This window comes from Dialister sp., from assembly GCF_047832375.1.
Classification (GTDB): domain Bacteria; phylum Bacillota; class Negativicutes; order Veillonellales; family Dialisteraceae; genus Dialister.
Genome location: NZ_CP181256.1, coordinates 1,577,605 through 1,598,224 on the forward strand (window position 1 = coordinate 1,577,605; position 20,620 = coordinate 1,598,224).

At 50.6% G+C, this 20,620-nt stretch carries 13 protein-coding genes; 1 reads left to right on the forward strand and 12 read right to left on the reverse strand.

Annotated elements, in window-relative coordinates; translation table 11 throughout:
• The 8 genes from ACFWUL_RS06365 to ACFWUL_RS06400 form a co-directional block, all read right to left on the reverse strand.
• Positions 1-4,398, reverse strand: coding sequence for a translocation/assembly module TamB domain-containing protein (locus tag ACFWUL_RS06365; RefSeq protein ID WP_416176742.1), 4,398 nt, complete (start codon positions 4,396-4,398; stop codon positions 1-3).
• Positions 4,399-4,614: 216 nt separating this feature from the next.
• Positions 4,615-6,144 (reverse strand): TolC family protein, encoded by a 1,530-nt coding sequence (locus tag ACFWUL_RS06370; protein ID WP_416176743.1) that lies wholly within the window; start codon positions 6,142-6,144, stop codon positions 4,615-4,617.
• A gap of 31 nt (positions 6,145-6,175) precedes the next feature.
• Positions 6,176-7,333: an MlaD family protein gene (locus tag ACFWUL_RS06375; RefSeq protein WP_416176744.1), complete on the reverse strand. Its 1,158-nt coding sequence runs from the start codon at positions 7,331-7,333 to the stop codon at positions 6,176-6,178.
• On the reverse strand, positions 7,330-8,091 hold the full coding sequence (locus ACFWUL_RS06380; protein ID WP_416176745.1) for an ABC transporter ATP-binding protein: 762 nt from the start codon (positions 8,089-8,091) through the stop codon (positions 7,330-7,332). Before ACFWUL_RS06380 ends, ACFWUL_RS06375 begins: the two co-directional genes overlap by 4 nt.
• 8 nt (positions 8,092-8,099) lie before the next feature.
• Entirely contained in the window at positions 8,100-8,861 is a 762-nt protein-coding gene (locus tag ACFWUL_RS06385) for an MlaE family ABC transporter permease (RefSeq protein ID WP_297020224.1), read from the reverse strand.
• Between the two features lie 395 nt (positions 8,862-9,256).
• A complete protein-coding gene (locus tag ACFWUL_RS06390; RefSeq protein WP_416176746.1) occupies positions 9,257-11,233 on the reverse strand; it encodes a SpoIVB peptidase S55 domain-containing protein in 1,977 nt (658 codons plus the stop codon).
• Between the two features lie 9 nt (positions 11,234-11,242).
• A complete protein-coding gene (locus tag ACFWUL_RS06395; RefSeq protein ID WP_297020230.1) occupies positions 11,243-11,536 on the reverse strand; it encodes a hypothetical protein in 294 nt (97 codons plus the stop codon).
• A gap of 397 nt (positions 11,537-11,933) precedes the next feature.
• Positions 11,934-12,584, reverse strand: a complete 651-nt coding sequence (locus tag ACFWUL_RS06400) for a ComF family protein (protein ID WP_416176747.1) — start codon at positions 12,582-12,584, stop codon at positions 11,934-11,936.
• A 362-nt stretch (positions 12,585-12,946) separates the two neighbouring features.
• Here ACFWUL_RS06400 and ACFWUL_RS06405 point away from each other — a divergent pair, with 362 nt between their 5' ends.
• Positions 12,947-14,440: an ISLre2 family transposase gene (locus ACFWUL_RS06405; protein WP_416176748.1), complete on the forward strand. Its 1,494-nt coding sequence runs from the start codon at positions 12,947-12,949 to the stop codon at positions 14,438-14,440.
• Here ACFWUL_RS06405 and ACFWUL_RS06410 read toward each other — a convergent pair.
• The 4 genes from ACFWUL_RS06410 to ispG form a co-directional block, all read right to left on the reverse strand.
• Complete coding sequence (locus ACFWUL_RS06410) at positions 14,434-16,527, reverse strand: ATP-dependent RecD-like DNA helicase (protein ID WP_416176749.1); 2,094 nt, start codon at positions 16,525-16,527, stop codon at positions 14,434-14,436. The genes ACFWUL_RS06405 and ACFWUL_RS06410 overlap by 7 nt on opposite strands.
• Positions 16,524-16,811 carry a chorismate mutase gene (locus tag ACFWUL_RS06415; RefSeq protein WP_297020238.1) on the reverse strand — a complete coding sequence of 96 codons (288 nt, stop codon included), beginning with the start codon at positions 16,809-16,811 and terminating at the stop codon, positions 16,524-16,526. Before ACFWUL_RS06415 ends, ACFWUL_RS06410 begins: the two co-directional genes overlap by 4 nt.
• 844 nt (positions 16,812-17,655) lie before the next feature.
• Complete coding sequence (locus tag ACFWUL_RS06420) at positions 17,656-19,380, reverse strand: proline--tRNA ligase (protein ID WP_416176750.1); 1,725 nt, start codon at positions 19,378-19,380, stop codon at positions 17,656-17,658.
• A complete protein-coding gene (gene ispG, locus ACFWUL_RS06425) occupies positions 19,380-20,447 on the reverse strand; it encodes a flavodoxin-dependent (E)-4-hydroxy-3-methylbut-2-enyl-diphosphate synthase (RefSeq protein ID WP_416176751.1) in 1,068 nt (355 codons plus the stop codon). The genes ACFWUL_RS06420 and ispG overlap by 1 nt, the downstream gene beginning before the upstream one ends.
• Positions 20,448-20,620 lie beyond the last annotated feature (173 nt).

Here is a 20,620-nt window from a genome sequence, read left to right on the forward strand (position 1 = left end):
CTAGAATTTGAAACTCCAGTCCGTCCCTACGTAACTGTCATGGTTACTATTATACCACGAGGAGAGCCCTACCCGCGAGTCCAGGTCGTAGTGGGCACCGACGCTCTTTTCATCATTGTTCATCCCCATGGTGGCGGTGAGCATGAAATCGTTGAACAGGTATTTCCCGATCTTGATATAGTAGTAGCTGTCGTTGTTATCATCCACATTATCGTAGTAATCGGTGAGGCTGGAAGTAATGGAGATGAGGTCCAGCCCGATCTTATCCTGCAGGAAATCCTGGATACCATTGCCGAAAATCATGGTGAGTCCCGCATTGAAGAGAGCCCCTTCCATGGCACCGTTATTATCCTTATTGTTTGGGTCCTGGTGCAGGGTAAGCAGCATGAGAATCTGGGAATCATTCAAGGCCGGATCACTGTGGAAGGTGGTCTTCATATTTCCCACCGGGCCTTCCAGTTGGGCCGTAATTTCATAGTGCCCCACCTTCGTGAAGGCTTTGGCATGGATCGAAGGCAGGAGGGAGCCCGGTTCTTCTCCCCATACAGCATTGGCCTGGTCCATTTTGAATTCGGAGGTATTGATCTTTACCGTGCCCTTATCCACGTTCACGCGCCCGCTCATGACGGGATCCGAGAAGGGACCCATCATACCGATATTTCCATGAATGGTCATATCATAAAGGGCACTGTTGTAAAGGCGTACATTCTCACCCACCTGCACATTGATTTTTGTAAGGAAATCCAGGGAAGAAGTCCCGGAATCGCCGAGGAGGGAAAAAGGAATATCAATGACGGCGTCCTGAATTTTCAGGGTTCCTTCCACGCCGGGTTTATTAAACCCGGCCACTTCCCCCAGCGTGAAATCCCCATCCAGACTGCCTTTGTAGTAGGTATCATCAATGGCAGGCGTATGGATATGGAGTTCCCCATTATACTGGCCCAGTTTGTAATGGTCCCAGGACAGGTTTCCTTTCGTAGTAAGGCTGCCACCGCCAAAGGAGGCGCTGCCATCCAGTGCGGCCGTATAGCCGGACAGGGTCAGAGAAAGGTTAATGGGCTGTACCGATTCATTCAGGGTCTTCACTGTCAAGACTCCATCCTTCACCGTAATGCCGCCCAGAAGCATGGGGTTATCCCAGCTCCCGGCCACCTTCACATGACCCTGGATAGGGCCGCTGGCAGAGGTGACCGGCTTTGCAAAGAGAGCCAGCATGTTCATATCTGCCTGGTCCAGGTTGATATCCAGATCCATGGGGACTGCCTTGTCTTCCGTATTGCGGGTAAAGAAATTTACCGGCATGGTCCCCTTCATGCTGGCCCGATAGGTACCTCTCTGGAGCAGGGCATTCTGCAGGGTCACCACATTATTGGACGCATTGGCCATAAGGGAGAAATTGTCAAAGGTAATATCTCCATACCGGGGATGGTCCAGACCCACAGACAGGTCAGCCACCGGATTGTCACGGGTGCCGGAGAGATTGAGGGCTGCCGTCAGCTTTCCCCCGATGGACATGTCCTTTTTCCCCAGGGCCTGGGGAATCCAGGAAACATCCATATCCCTGGCCGCCGCCTGGATATTGAGGCTGCCGTCTGTGGTCATCTGACCCTGGGCAGCGAGAACGCCATCACCGATAGGGATATAGAACTTACGAATGGAAAGGGCCTTGTTCATATAGGAGAAATCGATATTTCCCTCTCCCAACACCGCATCTCCCAGATGACCACCAAGGAGGTGGGCCCTGAAATCAACATTCGGATTGTCCAAGGTACCCGAAATCCGCATGCCCCCTTCCACAGTGCCATCGACGCCGTCGGCGGGCTGCTTCAGGAGAGTCATAATATTTTTTATGTTCCAGCCATTGAAATCGAGATAACCACTCAGGGCACCATCAGAAAGGTTATAGCTTCCCTTCCACAGGAAGGTCCCCTGTTTCTGCCGGAAAGAGCCTTCATCCAGGCTCACCACGTTGTCCCGGTAATGGATACCGGTAGATACATCCCGAAGTGTATTGTCACCGATGGTAATGGACCTGGTAGAGGCGGTGCCATCAAAGCGGGGGCTGTCAAAGGTATCGGAAACTTTTCCGTTCAGTGATACGATGCCCTTCACACCTTTGCCGGGCAGCAGCTGCTCGATACTGATATCCGTCAGGGATACCGTAAAATCAAGACCATTGGCCTCGCCGGCCTTTCCGCTCACCACGACTGTGCCATCATAGATATATCCAAGACCATCGGTCAGGGTAAGCTCATGGTTTTTATAGGTATACCTGCCGGAAATGCTCTGGAAGAGTTGTCCCATGACAGAACCGCTCCAGGCAGAGAAGTCACCTGTCACTTCCGGGTCATCCAGGGTACCGGTAAGGGTGAGTTCATTATTCATCCAACCGGTCACCGGATAGTGAAGATCTGCCAGAGAGAGAAGGCTTTCAATCCTTGTCTTATTCGTCTTTACAGAAAGGTTCATGCTGTGAGGCGCTGCCATACCAATGGTGCCGGTGATTTCATAATTCCCGGAAGCTCCCTGCCATTTCATGGACTCAATATTGAGATTTCCACTTCCAAAGGAAACCTTTCCATCGACACTGTCAAAGGATGCATTTCTTACATGACCATTCCGGGCGCGAAGTGCACCCTGCCCTTCCGGATGGTCTAACGTACCCGTGACATGGCCGCTGAAGGATGCATTGCCAGCCAGATCTTCCCCAACGATTCCGGATAAGGTGGAAAGATCAATATCCGATGCCATGGCGTCCAAATCCATACCGCCATGGCTGTAGAATCCTTTCACAAAGAAGGCGCCATCTCCCACAAGGCCGCTGGCATAGGGGATATGGATGACCTCTCCTTCCTTATCCAGGGAGAAGGCACCGTGATCCAATGTCATACCGCTATAGGACAGGTCCTGTCCATAGCCTGTGACGCTCCAGTTTCCATCAGTATAGCTGCCAAAACCGCTGAAAGAACCGGCAGACATGCCATCATAAGAGAATCCGGATAGGTCGCCGTTCCCGGAAGCCCGGTGGAGGGTAAGACTGCCGTCCAGATAATTTCCTTCCGCTACGCAGAAGCCGCTCAATGTGCCGCTGACAGCCGTGGAAAGAGGCATCTGTGCAAGATCAACCCCGTCTGCTTCCGCCTGCAGGGAGAAATCGCCACTGTTTTTATCGTAGGATCCCTGTCCCAGCACATGGCCGCCGGCAGCGTCAGCCTCCAGATAGGGAACAGAGAGGGCGCCATCGGTATAGGAGAAGGTAACGACTCCCTTCTTCACCTGGAGCCCCTGGTAACTGCCATCTTTCAGGGTTACGGTACCGGAGGCCGATGGATGGTCCGTGGTTCCAGAAAAGGAAATACTGCCATCCACCGTACCGGCTGCATCATAGTCCGGCAGAAGGGATGGAATATCCAGGGAATGGAGTTCTGCCTGTCCACGGAAGTAAGGGGTATCCCCTGATGCATTCACATGGATTTCACCGGTTACCTTCTGGCCATTCACTTTGGCAGAAAGTTTTGTGACATCCACATTTCCATTTTCTATATTAAAAAAAGCTGCCCCATCAGTTAAAACGTAATCGTCATAACCAAGAGCAGCATGATTAAAAGAACCGGTCACCCGGTAGGCGACGGTACCGTCACTTTTCCAGATTTTGGCATCCGTCACCTGGGTTGTCCCCTCTTTCAAGGTTAGTTTCTGCTCCACCTGGGGGAATTGCTTCAGCAGAGGCTGCAGGGAAGAAAGAGAAAGAGGATCGGTCTTTACATTGACTTCCAGATTGTTACTGTCAGTATATTTCAGATTTCCGGTAAAGGAGGTATCCAGGAACGTTCCGGACAAATCCCCCTTGATATGGGAATCTGCATCCCAGGCAAAGGAGCCCTGGAGACCAGAGAAATCAAAATCCCCCACAGATGTAGTCTTCACGGAAGCCTTACCGTCGTGAATAACAACCTTTCCGGTAAATACGCCGTTGTTTGAATCGGAGGATGGCTTTATGAGATCCGCCGCATTCCAGGTGCCGTCACTTTTCTGGGTCAGTGTAAGAACAGGGGTATCCACAGTCACCGTCTTTACCACAGAAGCCACGCCCTTGTGGCGCATGAGATAATCGGAAAGAGAAGACATGGTCCAGCCCACGGTTAAAGAAGGGGTCGTCAAAACTTCATTCCCCTTTTCATCCTTCAGTACGAGATTCGTAAAAGAAAGATCCAGACTGGGGTCCAGGTCCATGGCGTCCCAGGAAAGGGACCCATTGATATGACTCCCTGCCTGTTCCTGAAGGACCGGCTCCAGATTCTGTACCACGATAGGACGAATGAGCAGATAAATGGCACAGAGAATTATAAAAATAACCCCTGCAATGCCATTGATCCACCATTTCACTTTACTGTTCAATGTCATCTCTCCAATAGTATGTAATAGATTTAATATTTGAGGCAATAGGGACGGAGGACCTTAATGCCTAGATTTAGACCTGGATCTAAGACTACAGCTTCGCTCCGATAGTGCCCTATCCTACCCACTCCTTCGCAGCTGATCATCGATCATCAATCAACAGAAAACGGATAGCTGACTGCCGATATCTGTAAGCCGTAAACTGTCTGCCGTCTGTTACTTTCCTGCCTTTGCAAATTCCGGATGGATCACTGCCGGAATACCCATGGCATGTTCGAGGGTAGCCAGGCCAATGTTGTAATTATAGAGAGCCGTAATGTAGTTGGTACGAGCTGTATTGAGCTGCAGTTCTGCATCCAGCACATCCAGGTTGATACCTACGCCGCTCTGGTAACGGACGGTAGCGATCTTGTAAGCTTCTTCTGCCTGTGCCACAGATGCTTCCGTAGCACGGATCTGTTCTTTATAGGCAAGAATATTCAGATAATCCTGACGGACTTCCAGTTCCACCGATTCTCTCGCCTGAAGAAGCTGTTCTTGGGCCACTTTGATGGCTTCCTTAGCAGACTTGATCTTAGCCTGTGTAGCTCCCCCATCCCATGGATTCCAGCTAATTGTTCCTTTTGCAGACCAATCATCCTTATCAAACCCAGAAAGTCCCGCTGTATTCCAGCTATATCCTCCACCTAAAGCAATCGTCGGCATATAACCGGCTTTAGCAATTCTCAAGTTTTCGTTTGCTATTTTAACAGCGTAATCTTTTTCAATCAGTTCCCAACGATACTTCTGTGCCATGAGAATAGCCTGGTCCATGGTAATATCAAAGTCCGGTTCAGGAAAATCTTTATCCAATGGGTTGAGCTTTGTATTCATGGGAATCCGCATGATATTCTTCAGATTCGCTTCCGCCATATCCCGTGCGTTATGGGCCGCAATGCTGGACTGCTTTGCATTGGCCAGAGATACGTTAGATGTAAGCACATCGAGTTTGGCCACGATGCCCGCATCAAACTGCTGCTGTACATTATTCAGATGGCTGGCATAGTCTGCTACCGACTGATCCTGTACTTCGGCCAGCTTGATATTTTCCAGCCATGTATAGTAAGCCTTCACAGCAGATAATTTTGTATCCGCTTCTTTCATATAGTAATTCACATCAGAAACATTCTTCTGATATCTGGCAGAGTCAATCTGTCCTTCTACCGCTCCACCCGTCCAAATTGGCCAGGATACACTTACAGAATTCTGGTAAGAATGAGTACTGGAAGGCCCCATTCCTGCAATAGTAGAAACAGGATACCCATCAATATTTACTACTTTGGTCACTGGGGAACTTGCTGCTTTGTGGTCGCTACGAGTCCAACCATAACTTACGCTTGGATTCTTAGCTGCTGCCGCCTGGCTGACCGCCGCTTCCGCTTCTTTCCGCTGGAGATCCGCAATGGTGATATCCCGGTTATTCTTGATAGCCGTAGTCACGGCGCCGTGAAGGTCGATATCAAGGTTCGATGCTTCCGGTGCTGCCACATTTCCCAGGGAATCGGACAGGTTCTTCTGGACCAGCATGTTATTGAAATTAACGGTCTTATCTTTACTTACCTGGTTCATCTGGGCAGCCAGTGCCTTTTCTGTGATGGAAGGGTCAGTGGTTGTTCTTGTGACAGAGCCCTTCGCTTCGGCGCCCACCCCTAAAGAAAGCGCCAGTACAACAGTTGCTGCCAAAATACGGTAGGTATATTTATTCATAAATTTCATCCCTTCTAAGACAGATGTCTTATTAATAGTTGTATCCAAGACCGATATATTCTCCTCCGCCTCTGCGGCTGTGTGGGAAAATAGACTGGCCCGTGATAAAGAAGTTGTCATCCAGAGCGTAGCTTCCACGAATCCGCATGGTCAGATCATCCGGATTGAAAAGGTCTGCATTAAACTTCCACCTGTTTTCTTCATAGCTTACGCCGCCGCCGAGCTTATTCCGCATGATTCCTGCATAGACGCCGTAATTCCCTCTCATCCTACCAAACAGGGCATCATATACAGGGTCATTGGTCAGGGATTCAATCCCCAGAATCCCAAACCGGTCTTTGCCGACACGAAGAAACAGATTCGGTGAAAATTCATCCTTCTTAGTATTATATAACAATTCCCCCGAAACAGATACACCAAAATCATGATTCCCGGTCATTATTCCGTTAATTTTTCCGGAAATCTGTTTCGCATTGCTGGAAATATCCTTCGCATTTTGGGACGCCACAACAAGGTTATCCATAATCTGCCGGGCATCGGACGTAGCTTTTCCATCGCCGTTCAGCTGGTAAAGCATGGAATTAATTTGGGACGTGATGCCCTCAATTTCATTGGCAGTCTGTATACCCTGGGATGTGAGAATCGCCAGGTTCTGGGATACGGCATCAAAGTTGCTGATACTGTTTTTTACATTCTTCTGGGATGCCGGATCCGCTACCACCGTATTGATGCCGTCAAGCATGGTCTGGGCAGAGTTGATAAGCTTATCCATCTTATCCATGGCCTGGTCAATGCCCGGTGCTGCCTTGCCCTGCACCGTCATACCATCGGATAAATAGCCCCGGTCCTGATGCCCACCGGCCGCCTTGACGAACCGGCCTCCCATAACGCTGGAGGTCTGAATGGAAAAATCCGCATCCTTCGGTACTTTTGCATCTTTATAGAACCGAAGGTTCAGCACAGCTTCCCCATTTTCCACGGAAATCTTATCCACCATGCCCACTTCCACGCCGGCGTAGTGAATAGGATTGCCCGGTTCGATGCCCTCAGCTTCTTTAAAATAGCCTGTTACATGGAAACCGCTCTTACCGAAGAGCACCACGTTACTGAGTTCAATAATAATGGCAGCAAAAACAATAATCCCCAAAAGGGAAAAAGCCCCTACCTTCGCTTCTGTAGACCATTTCACAGGGCATCACCTTCTTTCAGAAAATCAGGATCCGACGGTTCCCCTTCCATAAACTGACGGACCCGGGGATCCGTGGAACGATACAAATCTTCCGGCTTTCCTATAGCCAGAAAGGAGCCTTTATAAAGAAAAGCCATTCTGTCTGCAATCATATCCGCTGAACGGAGATCATGGGTCACCACCACGCTGGTGGCATGCATGACTTTCTGTGTATGCTTGATGAGGAGACTGATATCGGTGGAACGGATAGGGTCCAGCCCCGCCGTAGGCTCATCATATAGAATGATTTGGGGTTCCAGGGCAATGGCCCTGGCCAGGCTTACCCGTTTTTTCATGCCACCGGACAGATTGGCAGGCATCAGGTTTTCAATGCCATCCAATCCCACCAGGTGAAGCTTCTCCTTTACAATCCGATCGATTTCCTCCTCCGGAAATTTCGTATGCATCCGGAGACCAAAAGCCACATTTTCCTTCACATTCATGGAATCGAAGAGAGCGGAATACTGGAATACAAACCCCATGTGCCGCCGCTCCCTGTTCAGTTCCTTTTCTGAAAGCTTTGCCATATCCTTACCATCCACCATGACCTCGCCGGACGTGGGCCGAAGGAGCCCGATAATGAGTTTCAGAAGCGTCGATTTCCCGCTGCCCGAAGCTCCGAGAATGACCATGGTTTCCCCGTCCCCTACGGTAAGGCTCACGTCATTCAGTATCCGTCTCGTACCGAATGTCTGGTACACATGCCTGATATCTATCATAGGACTCCTCAGAATAGAATGGACGACAAAAGATAATTAGCTGCAAAAAGCATGATAATGGAATACACCACGGACTGGGTGGTGGCTTTGCCGACCCCTTCAGCACCGGCGGTGCAGGTCATGCCCCGGTCGCAGCCTACAAGGGCAACGATCATGCCGAATATGACGGACTTAAACACGCCGATGTAGAGGTCCGAAGGCACGCAGAATGTATGGATAGAATGGAGAAATACATAAGAAGAAACGCCATGGGACAGGGATGCCACAATCATGCCGCCTCCCACGCCAATGGTCACACCGAATACATCAAGAATGGGAAGCATGCACATGCACGCTACGAGCCGGGGTACCACGAGGTACCCCACCGGACTTACAGCCATGCAGCGAAGTGCATCAATCTGTTCCGTCACCCGCATGGTTCCGATTTCCGCCGTAATCGCAGCTCCTACCCGACCGGCCAGTACTACGCCGCAAAGCACAGGGCCCAGTTCCCGTCCGATGCCGATGGCCACGATACCGCCTACGGTAAAATCAGCACCGTACTTCGTCAGTTCTCCCGCAATCTGCACGGAAAGAACCATACCCGTAAACAGGAGGGTCAGCGCCACGATGGGAAAAGACAGTACCCCAAGAGAAAGGCACTGATGGAATGTCTCCCTGCCACGAATGGCGGAAATCTCTTTCACCGCCTGGAAAAGGAGCAGAATCACCGCTCCCAGCTGGTGAAATATGGAAAGTGTCTGCCTTCCCAAAGATTCCAGAAATTCCATGGTCTTCCCTCCTTTCGGAATGCAATATTACAAATACTACACATACAGGTAAATATACTACGGTTGAATCGGATATAAGATCGAGATTAAGGAAATCAGCCGATGTTACGGTGATCCAAGGCTGCCGCCCCATGGTGCTGTATGGTTTTAAGGGTTGTGGATTGGCATCGCTGACGTTTGCCAACCAGGTGAGACGCCGAGCTTAAAAGGAAACCCCTTATTTATAACACCGATAAAGTCGGCTTAGAATTCTTGCAGGAAAGCATCTGATGAACCTTATGCCCCCGCTTCAACGAGCGTAGCGATGTTGAAGCCACAACCCGGTGAACAAGCAAAGCGACGTTCACCCACAACCCCTAGTCCCATCCACCTGAGATGACCATATGGTCATCGAATCACAGCGGATAATAGGAAGAACTGTACACAACGTCCGCTGTTTTCTTATTATCCGGCTTGTTTTCATCCTTTTTTCCGGTGCCATCATCTTTCTTGCCCTGGCCGCCGGAAATAGACTCCTTCCCTTCATTCTTCATTTCTGCCATGAGCTGCTTATTGGTTTTCGCCAGTTTCTTCAGTGCCCGGTCCCGGTCTGCCGGAGCCATAACTTTGAATGTAAACTGTCCGTCCCCATAAACCACGTAATCCGTATCTACGCTGCTCTTTGGTGTATCTTCTTCTTTGTCTCCCGCCTTTTCACTCTTGCTCTTATCCTTCAGATAATCAGGAGAATTGGACGGACGCTTGTCCTGGATTTCCGCCTTCACCCCGTTATCCTCGTCTTTGGCTATCATGCTGACATTGGGATCCAGGATTTCCACCACCACCTGGTTATTCTTATCTTCCTTTTCCAGCTTGTCAAAGAGATCGTCGAAGTCCTTGTACGTGCGCAGACGCTGGAGAATTTCGTCGGTGAGATTGAATTTCTGCTGCTGGATAAGGTAAGGAAGGGGCACTACACCGCCACCGCGAACCTCCAGAATCATATCTCCATAGGGCTGGTCTTTCGGTACGGTGAATGCCAGATCCTTGTAGAACACATCGCCCCGATAGGGAGCAAGCCTTGCCCGCACATAAATGGTATCTCCCGGGCTCACCACCGTAGGAGAAGCCGCAGCATCCAGGAGCTGGGCTGTCTTCCTTTCTCCTGTAACCTTCATGTCCACTGAAATATCCCGAAGCGTATAGGGTTCGAACCGGTTCTGCTCCAGAATACGGATGACATTGTACATTTCATCCACGCTGCGTTCTGCTATATCCTTGGAAGACCAGTACATGTTGGTCCGGGTGAAAGGTCTCTTCTTCATGTCCTCAGGGAACAGGGTGTAAGAGAAAGATACAGTTCCTTTTCCGCTACGATCCAGCACGTTGCTCATATTATTGTAGACGGAAGTAACTGAAAGCATGGGCAGCATCTGTTCATTCCGGATCATCCGGACGTTGAGGCTACCCACGTGGCCCGTGTCTTCATCGGTAACGGTGGAATGGAGACGTACAGATTCCGGTACCTTTCCGGAAAGACCGCTGATACCGGTTCCCCGGTCTTCATTCACTTCCCCGATTTCCGCACCCACGCTTCCCAGTTTAAAGGGAATATTATGGCTGGGCACTACGGTGAAAATATAGGAGTTATGCATGAAATAACTGCTGCTTCCTTTATCCATGAAAGGATGTCCAAAAGCCACCATATGGTCCCCATCCACATAGGTCACCGTACCGATAGCCCCCAGTTTCAGGTCCCCCGTCACAAGGGTAGCAGATACGGAACCACCAGCCTCCAGGGGCCGCGGTATTTCATCGGAACCATTGGAGACAGCAGCATAGGGGACCATGTGGAAATCTTTCATTTTATCCGCAAGAAATTCCATTCCCGCCGGCGTATAGCCGGAAGCCATGAGCGGCGTGGACAGAGGAATCAGATCCTTATTGTCTACTGTTCCTCCTGCCTCACTTTTAGTGTTGTCAATAGTCCAAAGACGAAGCATATCGGAAATGGGGGTTACCATGCCGATGCGTCCATTGGACTGGGGAAAGCCGTAAGCAATAGCCCCCAGCAGTTTGCCGTTGATATAAACCGGGCTTCCGCTCATGCCCTGGGCAATACCGTTAGTCTCATCTATGAGAGGCCCCGATACCTTAACAAGCACCAGATCTCCTCCGGTGGCTCCTTTGTGTTTCATAATACCAAGTACGTCTACATTAAAAGTATCAATCTTTGTACCATGGACTACGGTCTTGGCATATCCATGCATCCCTTCCTGTACCTCGGAAACAGGAAGGAAATCCTGGGCAGCCATGACCGGAGACACACACCCCACTGCCAGACAGAGGGACAACACCATCTTTTTCAGTTTACCCTTAGAAATTGCAAACATGAAATCTCCTTATTTTGTCTCAATAACCGCTACGACATCCTGTTTTGTAATCTTCTGTCCCTTTACTACGAGGACTTTCGTCACCACGCCATCAGAATCAGCCCGGGCAGCAGGCACCGGCCCTACCAGAGAATCTACCGTAGCCAGTACCTCTCCTTCCTTCACCGGCGTATTTTCTGCCACCACCGATGTTACAGTACCGGATAAGACAGCAGTCTGTGAAACTTCTGCTGCTTCTGCCGGCATAACTGCTGCAGCTGCCAGTACAGCAGCTGCCAGTCCCGCTTTTTTCCATGTATTCATTGCAATCCCTCATTTCAAAAGCATATAAAATTCGAAAGTATTTGGCTTTATTGTACCACGAGTCAAAAATTTTTGCTCCAAACCATGAGAAGAAATTAAAAATGGACATATCCCTTTGCAGGACTATGTCCAAAAACAAAGCCATTACACATGTCACCTTACTTGTCCAATTGTATTTTTGCAGACGCCACCCTCTGTATTCGCAACCGTAAAGACCCACTGTCCTTTTCTCGAAAGAGCCAACAGGATTATATGGTTCAATAAATAGTAAGATTCAGTTGTTTAAATGATTTTTTAAAAGCCAACAATTAAAACCATTCCCATTCATTTACTATTTTGCTGTTGTAAGTGAAAAGTACACCGTTCTCTGGCTGTTAGCCCGTAAATTTCATAACCATTATGTTGCCCCGCTGGCTATGGTGAGACCCATGACTTTTCCAGCCCCTGCCCGCATGAGTTCGTGGGCACAGGATTCCATAGTAGCCCCGGTGGTATACACATCATCCACTATGAGGATGGTTTTTCCGGTAATGGAAAGACCTTTTTGAATATGGAAAAGACCTTTGATATTTTCAAATCGTTCCGTCCGGGAAAGAAGGGACTGGGTCTCGGCACTGCGGATTCGGACAAGACCATTTTTCATATAACTTTTATGATGCCTTTCCATCCAGTCTTCAAACATCAGGTCCACCTGGTTGTACCCTCTTTTTTCCATTTTCTGTTTAGACAGGGGCACGGGAATGACATAATCAAAGGAACCCATTCTATCCCAGTAAGGAAACCGATCCAAAAGCGGCGGGAAGGCCCGCTTTTTCTCTTTTCGGCTGCTGTATTTGAGACCGATGATACACTCCCGAATTCCCCCTTCATAGCGGCAGAGGGTATAGCAGCCTTTGAGATGGCCGGTGTTAGAAGAATTGATCAACCGGGGGTCCCAAAGATGTTTGAGACAGTCTTCACACCAGAGGCCGCCGGATTCCATGACTTTCCCGCAGCCCGGGCAGGTAGAGGGGTAGATGATATCGATGAGATCCTCAAAAAGTCCCATGGAAGCCTCCTTTCGGCGGAAAATTGAAAAGCGGAAATAACTGTTCCTCTATACCGCAAGTTATGTATTCATGACTCTCCTGCGAGTTCTCTGTTTTCTGTGAACCCTAATCCTTACTCTTTCACTTCCCCTTTGAGGAGAGGCAGGAAAAGGGTATACCGATTTTTCATATCTCCCCGGGATACGGCTCTATCGATGGCATCTTCGGTAGAAATGAGAATCGTCCTTTTCTTGGCCCTGGCTTAGTGTAAAATGTTTCTCGGTAGAGGATTTCTCCCCTGCTGGATAGAAAAGGGAAGAGTCCCCTTTGATGGAAATGTTATAATTTCCTTGCAACAAATCAAAAGAAAGGACTCTTCCCAATGAGCATTTTATCAGAGAATATCGAACTTTTCAAACCTTTTATTCAGGAGGAAATTCTCAAGAGTATCAAGGACTCCAAGGATTCACTGGCCATGGAGCAGGTTCTCTGGCACCTCTTCACGGAACTCTTTGGCCTTCTTGTGGCGACGGCCTTCGAAATGATCGATGGGGAGCTGTATGAGAGGGTCTACAAGCCTCAGGGGTGGCGGATTTCCCGGCGGGATTCCAGAACCATATACTGCCTGTTTGGTCCTGTCACCTACAAGCGGAGGCGGCTGGAGATGGCCGGAAAGCAGGGATTTTACCCATTAGATAAGAAATTTGGATTTCTGCCTTCCCGTCACTATAGCATGGGAGTGATTCTGCGCATTGCCCAGGCTGCCCAGGTTACCCAGTTCCGTAATGTGAGCCATATCGTGAAAACTCTGACCCAGACGGATATTTCACATCAGACAGTTTCAAATCTCAGCCGCACTGCCGCCCAAATGGTTAGAAAATACGAAGCAGCAGATGCAGCCATGGAGCAGGCCGAGAAGAGAGTACCGGAGGACGGGCTGCTGGCTATTGAGGGCGATGGGATTGTAATGAAGCAGCAGGCGGACCCCGTCACCGATACCAAAGGCGGCCAGAACATAGAACTTCACCGAATCCAGGTCTATGAGGGCGTCGAGAAGAATGGAAAACGTTCGAGACTGACAGGGTACCACTGCTTCTCTGGAACGGATAGGAAAAGGCTGTTTGAACTCGTCAAGGTGTGGGTGCATGGCCGGTACAATCTGAGCGAGATTACAGTACTTTCCAACGGGGATGGCGGAGCAGGATATAATTTCGATGACTTCGACAATATTGTCGAGGGATGCAAGACACATTACCATTTCCGGGACAGATACCATGTGAATGAGAAAGTGCGGACCCGCCTCAGCTTCTGCCCACGTGGATTCATCGATAAATTCGTGCTTGAACTGAATAAGAGCAGAAATGTCATCACAGATATGAAGCCATATCTGGATACGGCTGCCAGCTACGCAGAAACAGAAGAACAGGCCGAGCAGGTACGGAGACTGGCAGACTATCTGAGCCGCAACGCCGACTATATCCCGGGCATCCGGGAGCGCGGAATCCGAACCGATATCCACCTGGGGGCAGCTGAAAGCGACCACCGACGCTATAGCTACCGTCTGAAAAAGCAGGGGCGCAGCTGGTGCAGGATAGGTATGGATTCAATAGGCACGCTGATTACTGCTACCCAGAATGACACTTTGGAAAAAGCCCTGATTTACTGTGCTGCAGGCAAAGCCTACAAGAAGATGGACCGGCAGATGCATAAGGCGGTCGTAGCAGCCGTAAAAACGAACCGCAAAGCCGCCAGGGACGCTAAATGGCACAGGAACGCACGGAATTACCGTCCCGGGTGCCTGGAAGGCCGTATAGGCGTATACGGAGCGACTTCAACTCCGATGGGCCAGCTTGCTAAAGCGATACAGATTTATTGAGAAAGCAGAGGCTGGGAAACCTGATAACATCGACTGTCAAATAAAGTACCGAGAAAACCTTGACACATACTGGCCCTGGTGACACCGGTGTAGAGCAGGTTCCTTTGCAGCATAATGTTCTGGGTGGGCAGGAGAATAAGGATCACTGTATCGTATTCGCTCCCCTGGCTTTTGTGGACTGTGGTGGCGTAAGCCAGCTGGAGACTGGCCCGTTCGTCGCCTTCAAAGGAAACATCTTTCCCGTCAAACCGGACGAAAACTTTATTTTTTTCTACGGACCACACGATTCCAAGGTCCCCATTGTAGATGCCCTTTTCGTAATCATTTTTCTTCTGCATCACTTTGTCCCCCACCATGAAATGGGAAGGCCCTTCAGGGATGGAACACTGGTGGATCCGTTCCTGGATGGCATGGTTCAGATGGTCCACTCCGCAGAGGCCTTTGTACATGGGGGAAAGAACCTGCATGGCCATTTTCATTTTTTCACTGCCGTAGTCGAAACCATCGCAGAGGTCCATGACCCGCTCAAAGGCATCCTGCTCGGACTGAGCATAGTAAATGGTGAAATCCTCTCTTTCATCGGGAATGCAGGGAGCTCCATCCCGGATGCGGGCCGCATTCTCAATGATACCGCTCCCCTCTTCCTGCCGGAAAATATGGAGGAGCCGCACCACCGGCACTTTACCCCACCGGATCAGGTCCCGGAGCGGAGAGCCGGGGCCCACCGGAGGCAGCTGGTCTACGTCCCCCACCAGAATAAGCCGAGCCAATGGTTTCAGGGCGGAGAGGAGATGATGGAACAGGGAAATGTCCATCATCGATGCTTCGTCCACGATGATGAGGTCTTCACTGAGCTGGTCTGATTCATTCTTATTGAAGAAGGTGCTGCCGCCATCATGCATTTCTGCTTCCAGGGCTTTATGAATGGTGTCCGCCTCCACGCCGCTGGCCAGGGACAGCCTTTTCGCTGCCCGTCCGGTGGGAGCCATGAGACGGACTTTCAGCTGGTTTTGGAGGGCAGCAGTGATGATGGCCCGAACGATGGTTGTTTTCCCGGTACCCGGACCGCCGGTAATAACAAGAAGTCCCGACTCCATGGCCTTCACCACCGCTTCCTTCTGCTCCTCAGCCATGGAAATCCCGTTTTCCCGTTCAAATTTTTCGATAGCCAGTTTCGGATTTCCCAGTTTTTCCGCGGAAAGCAGACTTTTCACCCGGCCTGCAGCTTCTGTCTCCGCTTCATAGAGAGGAAGGAGGTAGAGGTACCGTTCTTCCCCGACTACAAGAGAAGGGAGGATACCGGCAGCCACCGCCTCTTCCCCCGCCCTCCGAACGAGGTCCTCCGACACCCCCACGGCAAGGGCCGTATTCCGGTACACAGACCTGGCTGGGGCGCAGGCATGTCCCTGCCCCAAGGCGAGGGAGAGCATGTACTCGATGCCTTCGTCAATCCGGTCTTCATCGTCCGGGGCCACACCCTTGGCCAGGGCCATGCGGTCCACCTGCCGAAAGCCCAGGCCAGGAATTTCAGAAATCATACGATAGGGATCATGGAGAAGCACGTCTTCCGCATCGTCGCCATAAAATTTCCGGATTTCCAGGGCGAAGTGGTCCGGAATACCCAGGGACTGGAGAAAGAGAATAAGCTCCTGCTGCCCGGCGATTTCTGCATAGGAAGCTTTGATTTTCTCCAGTATCTTTGCCCCGATGCCCGATACTTCGGTCAGGGCGTCGATGTTGTGCTCGAAAATATCCAGCGTCTTCTTACCGAAGTGGTCCACAATCCGCTCTGCCATGGAAGGTCCGATACCATCGATGAGGCCGGAAGCCAGGAACTGTTTGGTTTCCTCAATTCCGTCGGGTTTCACATTTTCGATGCTGTCGCATTTAAACTGCATGCCAAAACGGGGATGCCGATTCCAGCATCCCCGAAGGAGAAGACTCTGACCGCCATAGGGCGCACTACCCCTGTAGGCAGCGGTGGCAATCTTCCCGGTTTCTTTATTTTCAAAGAGAAATACACAGAACCTGCCATCATCGCTGGAAAAAATAATTTTTCTGACGGTGCCATGCAGTTCTTCTGTCATTTCTTTACTCCCTGTATGAACTCGGTCTGTACTTTCTTGCTGATGTCCATGAGCATCCGATACCAGCGGATAAAATCCGGACGGAGGGATACTTCTTCAATCAGGGAAGAAAGGGCTTCAATATTCTTCTTTTCCCTTTCTCCGTCAAAAATCGGAATCTCCGCCGCCAGCTTCCGCTGGGCAATGGACCGGGACAGGGCCAGCCGCTTTTCGAAAAGGGCAGCCATATCTTTATCGATATTGCGGATCGAATCCCGCAGGACTTCCAGTTCTTTGTCTTCCATGGGTACCTCCTGATGGTGGATGAAGGATGACCAAAATGACGCCAAAAGTGAAATGGGAAAAGTTAGGAGTCAGGAATGAGGAGTGGTGGTGCGGCGCTCAAATTATATGGCGCAGCGGATTATTTATTTTTCTGCCTACAGCTATCCGCTTACAGCTTACCGAAAGTCAGCCTGCGGCAGGGCTGCGGCCTTCTCAACGCTTTCTTTGTAACACCGTCAGGGTCAACTATCTGATAGATCTCTCGACTCATCGAAGCTGTAGCGATTCTTAACGGCTCAGATATTACCATGCCTGCCACCGCTCGAGATGATGATATACGGATGCCGTCAACAGATAGGATACGGTAAGCGATTAGATGCAAGCCGCCGGAGACGGCGTTATATAAGGTCTCCCTTCCTTTTAAGCGAAGCGCTCCACCCGGTTGGCGAGCGCAGCGACGTGAAAGCCACAACCCTTACGAACCATTCACAGGCTTGGAACAACGGCTACGCAGTTACCGCCTCTCCGAGGCAGATCCATCCTGCGGCTTTGCCGCGGACCGTTTGGCCAAAAAGGAAGGCGCTTTTATGGGCAGGCTAAGCGCCTTTTATATTTCAGGCCAAACTTGGAAGTCCTCTGTGGGCATCCTGCAGAGGATGCCCAAGCCGGGCTCTTTTGCGAGCCGTTCCTGCACACTAAGCGAGCACCTTAGAGCCCGGCCGTAGCACTTCCATCTCCAAGGGCCTGCATGATTGGGGATAGATTTAAGAATTGAGTTAAGAGAATTGAGGCCCAGCGGCTTCGCCGCCATTGCTCTCGATCTCGGTCTCGACCTCGATTTCATCTCCCCTCAGCCACTTTTTATTACATATTCTTCTCGTGCAGTTCTTTCAGGATTTCCATAACTTTGTCATGGCATTCTTCCAGGGGCACTTCGATGACTTCGCCGGTGCGGCGGAGGCGGATTTCCACATTTCCTGTCTGCTGCCATTTCTTGCCGATGGTCACGCGGACAGGGTAGCCGATGAGGTCGGCATCTTTGAACTTGATACCTGCCCGTTCGTTCCGGTCATCCAGCACCACTTCGTCTGCCTTGTCTTCCATTTCGTCATAGAGTTTCTTTGCCGCTCCCATGACTTCTTCGCTCTTGTTGTTGGCAGGAACGATGACAACTTCATAGGGCGCAATGGCAACGGGCCAGATAATTCCGTCGTCGTCGTGGTTCTGTTCAATGGAAGCAGCCACGGTTCTTGTGACGCCGATGCCGTAGCAGCCCATGACCATGGGGTGGGATTTTCCGTTGCTGTCCAGATAGGTAGCTCCCAACTTTTCACTGTACTTGGTACCCAGTTTGAAGACCTGGCCCACTTCGATGCCTTTGGTAAGGACGATTTCGCCGCCGCATTCAGGGCATACGTCGTTGGCATCGATCTGTCGAATGGTGTCCACCCGGACGTCTCCAAAGTCTCTCTTCGGGTTCACGTGGATGTAGTGCTTATCCTTTTCGTTGGCACCACAGCAGGCATCCTGCATTTCCATGACCGTGGCATCGCAGATGATGTCAAAGTCCTTTGTCCTCTTGAGGCCGATGGGGCTGATGTAGCCGGCAGTAAGACCTACCTTCTCCAGGTCTTCGTCAGTAGCCATGCCTACGTTGATGGCGCCGTAAATGTTCTGGAGCCGTACTTCATTCACTTCATGGTCGCCGCGGACCATGGCGAGAACCACTTTATCGTCCAGTTTATAAACCACAGCCTTCACAGACTGTTTAATGGGGGCATGGAGGAAATTGCATACCATTTCAATGGTGTGCTGCCCTGGGGTTTCTACGATTTCCTTTTCTTTGTCATTTTTGATATCACAGGAAATGGTATTCGGTTCTACGGCTTCAATATTGGCAGCGAAGTCGCAGTGCTTGCAATATACGATATCTGCTTCCCCGGAGTCCGCAAGGACTTCGAATTCATGGGATGCGTTGCCGCCGATGGCGCCGGAATCTGCAATGACAGGGCGGAATTTCAGGCCGCACCGGGTAAAAATGCGAGTGTATGCATCGTACATGAGCTTGTACTGCTTATCCAGGCCTTCCTGGTCAGCATCGAAGGTGTAGCCATCTTTCATAATGAATTCCCGGCTTCTCATGAGGCCGAACCGGGGACGTTTTTCATCTCTGTATTTATTCTGGATCTGGTATACGGAAACAGGGAGCTGCTTGTAGGAGGTGGTATCCATCTGGATCAGGGTGGTTACCAGTTCTTCATGGGTAGGCGCCAGGCAGTAGTCCCGACCATGGCGGTCCTTCAGCTTGAACATTTCTTCTCCGTATACAGCCCAGCGGCCGGTTTTCTGCCAGATTTCCGCAGGCTGCACAATGGGCATCAGGATTTCCTGGGCACCGGTCTTATTGATTTCCTCCCGGATGATTTTTTCTACTTTCTGGATGGAGCGGAAAGCCAGGGGCAGGTAGGCATAGGTGCCGTTGGCGATTTTTCTCATCATCCCTGCCTTCAGCATGTACTTATGGCTCATTACCACCGCATCGGAAGGTAATTCTCTAAGGGTCGGGCTGTATAATCTGGATGCTAACATTATAATGATTCTCCTTCATTCTCAAATTTTTCAATTTCTTCCATGAGCGCGTCAATCAGCTCTGCTTCCGGGACGCTGCGGATGACCTTTCCCTTCCGGAAAAGAAGGCCGCTGCCTTTGCCGCCGGCAATACCGAAATCCGCTTCCCTGGCTTCTCCGGGCCCATTCACGGCGCAGCCCATGACGGCCACCCGGATAGGCTTCTTGAATTTCTGTATCTTTTCTTCCACTTCCCGGGCCATGTCAATGAGGTCCACCTGGGTCCTGCCGCAGGTAGGGCAGGAAACAAGGACCGGACCGTACTGGGCAATGCCCACGGAGCTCAGAATTTCTTTGGCCGCCTTCACTTCTTTCAAGGGGTCGTCTGTCAGAGATACTCTTATAGTATCACCAATGCCGTCCAAAAGCAGGGAGCCGATGCCGATGGCGGACTTAATAGTTCCCCTGTACAGGGTGCCCGCTTCTGTGACGCCCAGGTGAAGGGGGTAATTGACTTTCTCATGGAGCAGTCGGTTTGCTTTCACCATCATGGGGACATCGGTGGATTTCACAGAAATCACGATATCATGGAACCCTTCTTCCTCCAGGATCTTCACATGGGTCATAGCGCCTTCCACCATGCCCTCTGCCGTCGGATGACCGCCGTAGCGGTCCAGAATCTCCATGGGCAGGGATCCCGCATTGATGCCAATGCGGATGGGGATATGTTTTTCTTTGGCCATATCCACCACCTTCACCACATTTTCCCGTTTCCCGATGTTTCCCGGATTGATGCGGAGAGCGTCGATGCCCTGTTCCATAGCAGTCAGGGCCAGACGGTAATCAAAGTGGATGTCCGCCACAAGGGGTACGTCCACCAGCCGCCGAAGATCCCCAAGGGCCTCCACTGCCTTTCTGTCCGGTACTGCTACCCGCACAATGTCCGCTCCCGCTTTATGGAGGGCATTGATCTGGGCCGCTGCGTATTCCGTGTCTATGGGACTGAATGTACTCATGGACTGGATGGCCACCGGAGCTCCGCCACCGACAGCCACGCCACCCACGTTCACCTGTCTCGTTTTATCCATAGTGTCACCTGTTTCATTGAAAGAATTTTATTACATAGTATCATTATATGCTATTTGCGATGATTTGGGAAAGAAATAAAGTAGGGAGTCAGGAGTGAGGAGTGGTGGTGCGGCGCACAAAATATATGACGCCGAGAATTTTTGATTTCTTCCCCATCTCTTGACGATGTGCC

Coding starts and splice junctions, on each gene's coding strand:
- ACFWUL_RS06370 (WP_416176743.1), bottom strand. CDS start 6,144: ATGAATAAATATACCTACCGTATTTTGGCAGCAACTGTTGTACTGGCG.
- ACFWUL_RS06380 (WP_416176745.1), bottom strand. CDS start 8,091: ATGATAGATATCAGGCATGTGTACCAGACATTCGGTACGAGACGGATA.
- ACFWUL_RS06385 (WP_297020224.1), bottom strand. CDS start 8,861: ATGGAATTTCTGGAATCTTTGGGAAGGCAGACACTTTCCATATTTCAC.
- ACFWUL_RS06390 (WP_416176746.1), bottom strand. CDS start 11,233: ATGTTTGCAATTTCTAAGGGTAAACTGAAAAAGATGGTGTTGTCCCTC.
- ACFWUL_RS06395 (WP_297020230.1), bottom strand. CDS start 11,536: ATGAATACATGGAAAAAAGCGGGACTGGCAGCTGCTGTACTGGCAGCT.
- ACFWUL_RS06400 (WP_416176747.1), bottom strand. CDS start 12,584: ATGGGACTTTTTGAGGATCTCATCGATATCATCTACCCCTCTACCTGC.
- ACFWUL_RS06405 (WP_416176748.1), top strand. CDS start 12,947: ATGAGCATTTTATCAGAGAATATCGAACTTTTCAAACCTTTTATTCAG.
- ACFWUL_RS06410 (WP_416176749.1), bottom strand. CDS start 16,527: ATGACAGAAGAACTGCATGGCACCGTCAGAAAAATTATTTTTTCCAGC.
- ACFWUL_RS06415 (WP_297020238.1), bottom strand. CDS start 16,811: ATGGAAGACAAAGAACTGGAAGTCCTGCGGGATTCGATCCGCAATATC.
- ACFWUL_RS06420 (WP_416176750.1), bottom strand. CDS start 19,380: ATGTTAGCATCCAGATTATACAGCCCGACCCTTAGAGAATTACCTTCC.
- ispG (WP_416176751.1), bottom strand. CDS start 20,447: ATGGATAAAACGAGACAGGTGAACGTGGGTGGCGTGGCTGTCGGTGGC.